This is a genomic window from Streptomyces sp. McG3 (assembly GCF_018619185.1).
In the GTDB taxonomy this organism is placed as follows: domain Bacteria; phylum Actinomycetota; class Actinomycetes; order Streptomycetales; family Streptomycetaceae; genus Streptomyces.
In genome coordinates, this window is sequence record NZ_JAAXYC010000303.1 from 1 (window position 1) to 9,493 (window position 9,493).

General features: G+C 73.8%; 8 protein-coding genes. 4 read left to right on the forward strand and 4 right to left on the reverse strand.

Annotation, left to right across the window (positions count from 1 at the left end):
* From HET64_RS32010 to HET64_RS32025, 4 genes are all read left to right on the forward strand, one after another.
* On the forward strand, positions 1-963 hold a 963-nt coding region (locus tag HET64_RS32010), incomplete at its 5' end, for a zinc ribbon domain-containing protein (protein WP_251146175.1).
* Positions 964-1,469: 506 nt separating this feature from the next.
* The gene (locus tag HET64_RS32015; protein ID WP_215110657.1) at positions 1,470-2,447 is read left to right on the forward strand and encodes a terpene synthase family protein; all 978 of its coding nucleotides are present in this window, start codon (positions 1,470-1,472) and stop codon (positions 2,445-2,447) included.
* Between the two features lie 317 nt (positions 2,448-2,764).
* The gene (locus tag HET64_RS32020) at positions 2,765-5,059 is read left to right on the forward strand and encodes a peptidoglycan recognition protein (RefSeq protein WP_215110651.1); all 2,295 of its coding nucleotides are present in this window, start codon (positions 2,765-2,767) and stop codon (positions 5,057-5,059) included.
* Between the two features lie 41 nt (positions 5,060-5,100).
* Positions 5,101-6,576 (forward strand): carboxylesterase/lipase family protein, encoded by a 1,476-nt coding sequence (locus HET64_RS32025; RefSeq protein ID WP_215110652.1) that lies wholly within the window; start codon positions 5,101-5,103, stop codon positions 6,574-6,576.
* Positions 6,577-6,613: 37 nt separating this feature from the next.
* Here the strand turns inward: HET64_RS32025 and HET64_RS32030 are convergent, their stop codons facing one another.
* The 4 genes from HET64_RS32030 to HET64_RS32045 form a co-directional block, all read right to left on the reverse strand.
* Positions 6,614-7,270: a ScbR family autoregulator-binding transcription factor gene (locus tag HET64_RS32030; RefSeq protein ID WP_215110658.1), complete on the reverse strand. Its 657-nt coding sequence runs from the start codon at positions 7,268-7,270 to the stop codon at positions 6,614-6,616.
* Positions 7,271-7,370: 100 nt separating this feature from the next.
* Entirely contained in the window at positions 7,371-8,441 is a 1,071-nt protein-coding gene (locus tag HET64_RS32035) for a CopD family protein (RefSeq protein WP_215110653.1), read from the reverse strand.
* Positions 8,442-8,597: 156 nt separating this feature from the next.
* Entirely contained in the window at positions 8,598-8,813 is a 216-nt protein-coding gene (locus tag HET64_RS32040) for an EF-hand domain-containing protein (protein ID WP_215110654.1), read from the reverse strand.
* Between the two features lie 39 nt (positions 8,814-8,852).
* Positions 8,853-9,493: polysaccharide deacetylase family protein (locus tag HET64_RS32045; RefSeq protein ID WP_215110655.1), on the reverse strand; the 641-nt coding region annotated here is incomplete at its 5' end.

Below are 9,493 nucleotides of genomic sequence, written 5' to 3' on the forward strand. Positions count from 1 at the left end.
GCACCGCCCCGGTCCGCTCCCGCGCCCACCTCCGTACCGCCGCAGCCCGCGGCGCCCCCGGCGAAACCCGTGCCGACGCCTCCGCCCGTGCCTCCGGTCCGGCCCGCTCCCGCCCCCGTACGCCCCGGACTCCCGGAATCCGCACCGGCTTCCAGGAGTGCGTCCGACGGGGACGAGGGACACGAACCCATCGGGGCGGTGCGGCCGGCCAAGCCCGTGGCCCGGCGGCCCGTCGTACGGCCGGTGGAGGCGGACGAGACGCCGGACGGTCCGCCCTGCCCGGCCTGCGGCACGCCGAACCTGCCGGGCCGGCAGTTCTGCCGGCGGTGCGCCGCCCCGCTCCGGGCCCGGGAACAGGCCGCCGCCCTGCCGTGGTGGCGCACCGTGTGGCCGTTCCGCCGCCGGGTGCGCGGCGGTTCGGGCCGGGCGCTGCGGCGGACGCTGCTGGTCCTGGTCGTGGCCGGGCTGCTGGTGGCGGGCTTCCTGTTCTTCCCGCTCGGGCGCTACGTCTACGAGGACGTCCGGGACAAGCTCGGCGGCACGAAGGAGATCAGCCCCACCGGGGTGACCGCCAGCGCCTCGGCTCCCGGTCATCCGGCGAACGCGGCGATCGACGGTCTGACGAACAAGTACTGGGGCGCCCCCGCACTCGGCGCGTCGCTGACCTCCTCGTTCGGGACGCCGTTCCGGCTGGTCGGCGTCGTGGTGTACAGCGGTGTGTCGAAGGAGCCGCAGGAGTTCCGGCGGGGCGCGAGGCCGACCCGGGCGGACCTGATCGTCACCACGAAGGACGACAAGGTGCACAGGAAGACGGTGACCCTCAACGACAAGCCCGGCAAGCAGGAGACCCGGATGGGCATCAGCGACGTCGTCTCCGTCGAACTGGTGCTGCGGGAGGCGACCGGCCAGGGCGAGGGGCGACCGATCGCGGTCGGCGAGGTCGAGTACTTCAAGCGCACCTGAGCACGCCCGTCCCGAGCACGCGCAGCCGAGCACGTCCACTGTGAGCCGGCACGGCTGCGCGAGCCTGCCTGTGCCGGAAGACGTGGCTCCGCCGTCGGCTCGGAGCCTCCGGGGCATCTCCCGCCACTGCCCCCGCCGAGACCCCATGAGGTCACTAACTACCCAGGAACGATCGGTGAGTTCGCGACGATCAAACAATTTCGGTCACGAACGGCTTCCCTCCGCACCCCCACCCGGGGTTGACTGGGCATTACACATGGTGACGCGCCCGCCCACCGGCTCGCCGACCCTGCCCCGGCACCCCGGGCTCCCGGCGGAGGAATGAGGACAGTGATGGCCCTCCCACCTCGCACATCGCCCCGTCGCCCGGCCTCCGGGTCCTCGGCCGCCGCCTCCCGACGGAACCGTCCCCGGCGCGATCACCCGGACCGCGTCGTTCACATCGTCCGCCCGTATTCATCAGACGAGGGGCAGCAATGAGCCAGATCACGTTACCGGCGTTTCATATGCCGTTCCAGAGTGCTGGGTGCCATCCAGGCCTGGCGGAAACCCGTGGGGCCGCCTGGGAATGGGCCGAATCCGAAGGGCTCGACCTGTCCGTACCGGCCCGGAAGAAAATGATCCGGACCCGCCCGGAGCTATGGATTTCCCTCATTTTCCCGCAGGCCACGCAGGAGCATCTCGACCTCTTCTGTCAATGGCTCTTCTGGGCCTTCCTGGTGGACGACGAGTTCGACGACGGCCCGGCCGGGCGCGATCCGCTGATGTGCGAGACGGCGATCACCCGCCTGGTGGACGTCCTCGACGGGACCGCGCCGAACGGGCCGATGGAGCGGGCGCTCGCCGGGCTGCGGGACCGCACCTGCCGCGGGCGGTCGCCGCAGTGGAACCGGCAGTTCCGGCGGGACACCGCCGCCTGGCTGTGGACGTACTACGCCGAGGCCGTCGAGCGGGCCGCCGGACAGGTGCCGAGCCGGGCCGAATTCGCCAAGCACCGGCGGGATTCGGTCGCCATGCAGCCCTTTCTCTGCCTGCACGAGATCACCGCCGGAATCGACCTCCCGGATTCCGCCCGGAGCCTGCCCGCCTATATCGCCCTGCGGAACGCGGTAACCGATCATTCCGGGCTCTGCAACGACATCTGCTCCTTCGAGAAGGAGGCCGCTCTCGGGTACGAGCACAACGCCGTACGGCTGATTCAGCGCGACCGGGGATCCACCCTCCAGGAAGCGGTCGACGAGGCCGGTATCCAACTGGCCCGGATAGCCGAACGGGTGCAGCGGGCGGAAAAGGAACTGATCGAGGAAATCGAGGCGGCGGGCATCGGCGGCCCGACCCGGGCAGCCCTGGAGCGCTGCGTCCAGGACTACCGGGGACTCGTACGGGGCGACTTCGACTACCACGCGCGCGCCGAGCGCTACACCCGCCCGGACCTGGTGGAGCTGGACGAACGGGACTCGCTGTCCCGGCACTTCGCCGCCTGAACGACCCGCCCGGCGACGACCGTCCCCGCGTGGCACGGCGGCCCGGGAGTCCTCGCCCGACCCGGCCGGAGCCCGGGAGTCCCCACCCGCCCCCTGCCGGAAGGTGGCTCCCGGGGCCGCGTGACCACCCGAACGTTTCCCGCCAGACCGGGGCAGGGTCGAGTGAGGTCCGGTCCGAGCGCATGGAAGACTGGGCACGCAAGCATGTCCCGGGTCGCCCCACCGGCCGGACCGACGGCGACGTCGTGCCCCCGGTCAGCGACTGACCGGTCGGAATGCCCTGCCTTCCAGCCAGCGTCGTCCCCGGGGAATCACACGTGAGAGCACAGCGAAGAGTTTGGACCACGGCCGCCGTCACGACGGCGGCCGTGGCGGGTGTCCTGGTGTTCCAGGGCGTGACCGGTACCTCCGACGCCGACCGCGACGGGCGGGCGGCAGACGCCAAGTCCGCCCCGGTGAAGGCCGATGTGCACCGGACCGCGCTGAAGACCTCGCCCGACGGCGGCTCCGCGTCGCTCGCGCGGCGCGACACCGAACCGTTCAGCCTGCTCGGCGTCACCTGGACCGATCCCGCCGCTCGGGTGACGGGGAGCGTCGAGGCCCGGACCCGCTCCGCCGCCACCGGCGAATGGACCGGCTGGCTGCCCCTGGACACCGAGATCGACGGCCGCACCGAGACCGGCCGGTCCGGCGTACGCGGCACCACCGAACCCCGCTGGGTCGGCCCCTCCAACGGCGTCGAGGTCCGCGTACGCGCCGGTGACGGCGCCCGGGCCGGACTGCCCGACGGGCTGCGGCTCGACACGGTCGACCCGGGCGGCGAGACCACCCCGCTCGCCGCCGAACCGGCCGCGTTCAGCGTCGAGGAGACCCCCTCCGAGGAGCCCACGCCCGGCGAGGAGCCCCCGGCCACCCCGCCCACGGAGGACCCGGTCGCGGAGCCCACGGACGAGCCTTCGCCCACCACGGCCACCGGGACCCCGGCGCCGCCGAGCCCCACGCCGAGCCCGAGCACCGAGTCCCCGACGCCGTCCGCCCCGCCGACGGCGCCCACCGGCTCCCCGTCGCCGACGCTCCCGCCCGTCCCGCCGTCCACCGTTCCCCAGCCGCCGATCGTCTCCCGGGCGGCCTGGAAGGCCGACGAGTCGCTCAGCACCGAGGCGCCCGACTACCTGGACCGGGTCAAGGCCGTCTTCGTCCACCACACGGCGCAGACGAACGCCTACTCCTGCGCCGACTCGGCGGCCATCGTGCGCGGTCTGCACACGTACCACGTGAAGTCGAACGGCTGGAAGGACCTCGGCTACAACTTCGTCGTCGACAAGTGCGGCACCGTCTTCGAGGGCCGCAAGGGCGGTGTGGACCGGCCGGTGCTGGGAGCGCACACCTACGGGTTCAACCGGGACACCACCGGTATCGCCGTGATCGGCATGTACACCGACACCAAGGCCGCCACCGCCGCGACCACCTCCGTCGCCCGCCTCGCCGCGTGGAAGCTCGGCCAGTACGGGGGCGACCCGGCCGGTTCCGTCCAGCTCACCGCCGGGGCGAACGGCGGCAACTTCGCCGGCAAGTCGTTCGCCGCGGGCAAGGCCTACCCCTTCCAGCAGATCTCCGGACACCGGGACGGGTTCAACACCCAGTGCCCCGGCGGGAGCCTCCACGCCCAGCTCCCCGCCATCCGCTCCCTGGCCGCCGGACCCGTCACCGGTCTCACCATCGCCTCGGTGACCGGGGCGAACGCCTCCGGCTCCACGTACTACACCCGGTCGAAGATCACCGTCGGCTGGAAGGCGGCCACGCCCTCCTCCTTCGTCAAGGGATACGAGCTGCTCGTCGGCGGAAAGCCGGTGGCCACGGTCAAGGGCGACGTCACCTCGGCCCCGGCCACCCTCGCCGCCGGCAAACACTCCGTGCAGGTCCGGGCCACCCACCAGTCGGGGAAGACCTCCCTGTCGCCGGTCGCGACCGTGGTCGCCGACACCGCGCCGCCGGTCTTCTCCACCAAGCCGGCCCTCACCCTGCGCACCGGCACGGTGAACGCCACCGCGGTCCCGCTCACCCTGAAGTGGAAGGCCACCGACGCGGCCTCCCTCAAGGAGGTCCGGCTGACCGCCCCCGTCGCGAAGACCTACGGCCCGACCACGGGCAGCGCCTCGCACACCGCGAAGCCCGCCACGGCGACCGCCTGGAAGATGACGGCGTACGACCGCGCGGGCAACACGGCCGCCGCCTCGGTCTCCGGCACCCCGGTGATCCTCCAGGAGTCCGCCGCCAAGAAGGGCGGCACGTGGACCACGAAGTCCTCCGGCAGCTACCTGGGCGGCAAGTCGTACTCCAGCAGCACCAAGAACGCCAGTCTCACCTGGACGTTCACCGGCCGGTCAGCCGCCTGGGTGGTGTCGCGGGCCGCCACTTCGGGGCAGGCATACGTGTACGTCGACGGGAAGAAGGCGGCGACGGTCGACCTGAAGTCCTCGGCCACGAAGTACCGGGACGCGATCTGGACGCAGTCCTGGTCCTCCAGAGCCAAGCACACGGTCAAGATCGTGGTCGTCGGTACGAAGGGCCGCCCGGCGCTGACCACGGACGGGCTGGTCTACCTGAAGTAGCCGCCCGGACCACCGCACCGCGAGAGGGGTGGGCACGCAGCATGTCCGACAGCGTGGCGGGGATCCCCCCGCAGGTGAGGACCGTGCACGGCACCGTGCGCGGTGCGGTGGAGCGGGGCGTCGCGGTCTTCCGCGGCATCCCGTACGCGGCTGGGCCGGTGGGCGCGCGCAGGTTCCGCGCGCCCGGGCCCCCCGAGCCGTGGACGGGGGTCCGCGAGACCGTGGCGTACGGTCCGACGGCCCCCAAGCGGCCCTACGCCCCACCGCTGGACCTGCTGCTGCCGGATCCGGCGGTGCCGGGCGACGACTGCCTGAACCTGAACGTGTGGACGCCGTCGCCGGAGCGGGGCACGGCCGGGCTGCCGGTGCTCGTGTGGATCCACGGGGGTTCGCTGGTGCACGGCTCCTCGGCGGTGCCGGTGTACGACGGCTCCGCGTTCGCCCGGGACGGGGTGGTCCTCGTCTCGGTCAACTACCGCCTGGGCGTCGAGGGCTTCGGCGTCTTCCCGGACGCGCCCGCCAACCGGGGGCTCCTGGACCAGCTGGCCGCCCTGGAGTGGGTGCGCGACAACATCGCGGCGTTCGGCGGCGACCCGGACCGGGTGACGGTGGCCGGGGAGTCGGCGGGGGCGGTCAGCATCGCCGCGCTGCTGGCCTCGCCCCGGTCGGCGGGGCTGCTGCGGCGGGCGGTGCTCCAGAGCGGGGCGCCCGCCGCGCTGCCGCCCGCCGCCGCCCGCCGGACGACCGAGCTGATCGCGAAGCGGCTCGGGGTCCCCGCGACGGCCGCCGCGCTGGCAGCCGTGGACCCGGAGGCGCTGCTCACCGCGCAGACCGAGGTCACCGGCGGCGGGAACCCGCTGACCGGCCGCGACTCCTTCCAGCTGGTCGTGGACGGCGAACTGCTGCCCCACGACCCCGTGGAGGCACTGCACGCGGGCGCGTCCGCCGGGGTCGACCTGCTGCTGGGGACGAACACCGAGGAGTACCGGCTCTGGTTCGTGCCCGGCGGGCTCACCGAGAAGATCAGCGCGCTGCGGCTCCGCCTCGCCCTGCTGAAGTTCAAGGTGCCGGGCGCCACCGCCCGCACCTACCGCGCCAACCGGCCGGACGCCACCCCCGGTGAGATCCTCGGCGCGCTCGCCACGGACCTGCTGCTGCGGGTCCCGCTCAACCGGCTGGCCGACGCCCGGACGCACGCGCCGGGCGCCAGTTACGTGTACGAGTTCGGCTGGCCCACCCCCGTACAGCGCCTCGGCGCCTGTCACGCGCTGGAGCTGGGCTTCGTCTTCGACACGCTCGGCCACCCCGACACGATGGCCCTGACCGGCCCGGACGCCCCGCAGGAGCTGGCGGACGCGATGCACCGGGCGTGGGTGGACTTCGCGACGGGCGGGGACCCGGGGTGGCCGGCCTGGGACGCGCGGCGGCCCGTGACGGTCTTCGGCCCGGGCGCACCGGAGCTGGTCCTGGCCCCGCGCGACGACGAGTTGCGCGGCTGGAAGCCGTACAGGCGCTGAGGCCGCACGGAGATCGCGTGCGGATCGGGCCGGGGGGTCAGCGCTGCCGCGCCGTATCCGCGGGTGGTGCGCTCAGGCGCAGCCGGGTGAGGACGGCGGGGCGGGCGAGGCCGGGCATGATCAGGGCCCACATGGCGCTGACCTGCTGGTGCAGGGCGTCGCGCTCGTCGAGGGCGAGGGCGAGCAGCTGCACTCCGCTGTAGCAGCCGACGATGGTCCGGGAGGCCTCCTCCGGGGTGACGTGGTCCTGGAGTTCGTCGGCGGCGCGGGCGGATTCGAGGACGGCGGTGACGGCCCCGAGCGGGCCCGCGTAGCTTTCGGCGGTCAGGTAGGGGCCCGGTTCGATCGACAGGCGCACGGCGGCCCGCAGGACGGGGTCCTCCAGGATGCCGGCGGTGTAGAGGTGGCTGATGTCGATCAGCGCCTGGAGCCAGACCTGGGGAGCCGGGCCCGAATCCGCCTGTTCGGAGATCTGCCGGAAGAACGCGTGCTGGCGGTCCAGGATCGCGTTGCCGAGCTGTTCCTTGCCCTCGAAGTGGTGGTAGAGGGCGCCGCGGGAGACTCCGGCCCGGCGCAGGATCTCCGGGGTCGACGCACCGGCGTACCCGGCCCGGTCGATAACGACTCCGGCGGCCTCGACGAGCCGCCGGACCATCTGCTCGCCGCGGTCTCCGCTCTCCCCGTGCTCCTGCATGGCCGTCACGCCTCCCTCGGTCGCCCCTGACGCTACCCGGGGGCCAGGCAACACGCTCCCGGTACGCGGCCGGATGTCGGGCATCGCCGGGCGGGAGGCCTCAAGGCCGCAGGGAGATCCAGTGCGGGTCGGGGACGACGGTGAGGATCGCGGAGACCACCACCACCAGGCCCAGCAGGACCTGTTCGCGGCGGGCCAGCAGATGGGCTGCCGACGGGTCGGCGTCCCGGAGCATCCGCCGCCGGGCCGCCACCGCCAGCACGCTGACCACGGCCATCAGCGTCAGCTTGACCAGCAGGGTGCGCCCGTAGGCGGAGGTGAACACCACGTCCAGCGGCAGCCGGCGCAGGGCCGACGCCGTGCCGGTGGCGGCGAGGGCGACGTACAGCCAGATCGCCAGGCGCGCGTACCGGCCGAGCAGGGCGCGGGCCGCGACGGGTGAGCCGCGCCAGATCCACAGGGTGCGCAGGACGTACAGCAGGCCGCCGGTCCACAGCGACGCGGCGGTCAGATGGACGACGGTGAGGGCGGCGCCGAACTCGGGGCTGTACGCCTCCGGGTGGGCGCGCAGGGCCTCCGCGCCGATGACGAGGGCGAGCGGGGCGAGGGCGAGGGCCGGGCGCCTGCTCGCGGCGCAGAGGGCGGCGAGGACCAGGCCGTTGGCGATGAGGAGGAGCAGTCCGCCCTCGCGGGTGCCGTAGGTCTCGGTGATCCCGAGATCGCTGACGGCGGCGAGCCGGACGATCTGCCCGGCCGCGGCGGCCGCCCCGGCGAGCGAGGCGCGGACCGCCCAACTCCGGACGGCGGTGCGGGGGCGGCCCCGGACGGGCCGGATGAGCTGTGGGGCGAGGAGTTCGCCCAGGTGGAGGGCGAGCGCGGCGAACAGGACGGTGCGGAGCACGGTGGTGAGCCCCGCGCCGGGTATCCGGAGCTCCCCGGTGCCGCGTGCCACGAGGCCGGGGCCGAGCAGGGCCACGAGGAGCGCGAGGGTGCCCGCGGCGCAGAGCAGGAGGGGGGTGGTCCAGGAGCGTCCGGGGGCCGGCCGGCCGGACTGCTGCCCGGGTGGCCCGCCGGCGAAGGGCGAGTCGTCCGTCGGCGCCGGTACGGCCGCCGCCGCGGGCAGGCCTGGCCCGGGCGGCGCGGCCGGGTCGGCGGGAGGTCCGGAGAACATCACGGCCCGATCCTCATCGGTGGACAAAGACACAGCAAGCCACGCCCGGTGGGCGGGACCGCCGGAAGGCGCCCGGAAAGTGGCCGGAAGGGGCCCTTCGGACGTGTCCGGCGGCGGCCGGGCCCCGATGGGCGCGGGACCGGCCGCCGCGGCGGATCAGGCCTTGTTCCGCGAGGCCCAGAACTCGTCGAAGGTGAGCAGGCCGTCACCGTTGGCGTCGTGGGCGTTGATGATCGCCTGCGCCACCGTCTCGGTGACGAAGGGGTCGCCCAGCTGGGCCATCGCGCTCTTGTACTCGTTGGCCGTGATGAGCCCGTCGCCGTCTCTGTCGAACCGCTCGAATGCCGTCCGCGCCGACTCGATGTCCGCCACAGTTCCACCCCTTCGTGATGCCGAATGTCAGGGATCAGATTATCGGGCCGTCCGGGTGGCATCGGCGGCCGGTCGGCCCAGCAGCTCCGTGGCCGTCACCGCGCGCAGCCCGCGACGGCCGATCTCGGCGAGAAGCAGCGGCAGCGCGTCGACGGTGACCGGGCGGCCGAGGCTCAGCTCCACCACCGATCCGTTGCGCAGCTCCCCCGCGACCTTCCGGGTGACGGGAGCGACGCGGGTGGCCGCGTGGTCGAGCGACTCCACGTCGCAGCCGAGGACATGGGGGTAGCCGGCCCGCTGGGCGAGGCGCTGGAGGAGCGGGGAGGCGTACGCGGTGGGCGAGGGGCGGAACCAGGTGCCGATGGACCCGGTGAGCCGGCGCAGTCGCCGGGCACACGCGGCGATCTCCTCGTACGCGGCGCGTTCGTCCAGGGACGCGAGGTCGAGGTGGTGCTCGGTGTGGTTGCCGATCTCGTGGCCCCCGTCGAGGATCCGGCGGGCCAGGCCGGGGTGTTCGGCGAGCCAGGCGCCGACCGCGAGCACCGTGACGCGTGCCCCGGCCTGTTCGCACCGGGCGAGTGCGGCGTGGGCGAGGTCCGGGTCGCCGCGCCCGTCGAAGGTGAGGGCGACGCGGGGCCGGTCGCGGGGACCGTGCGCGATCCGGAAGGGCATCCCGGGGA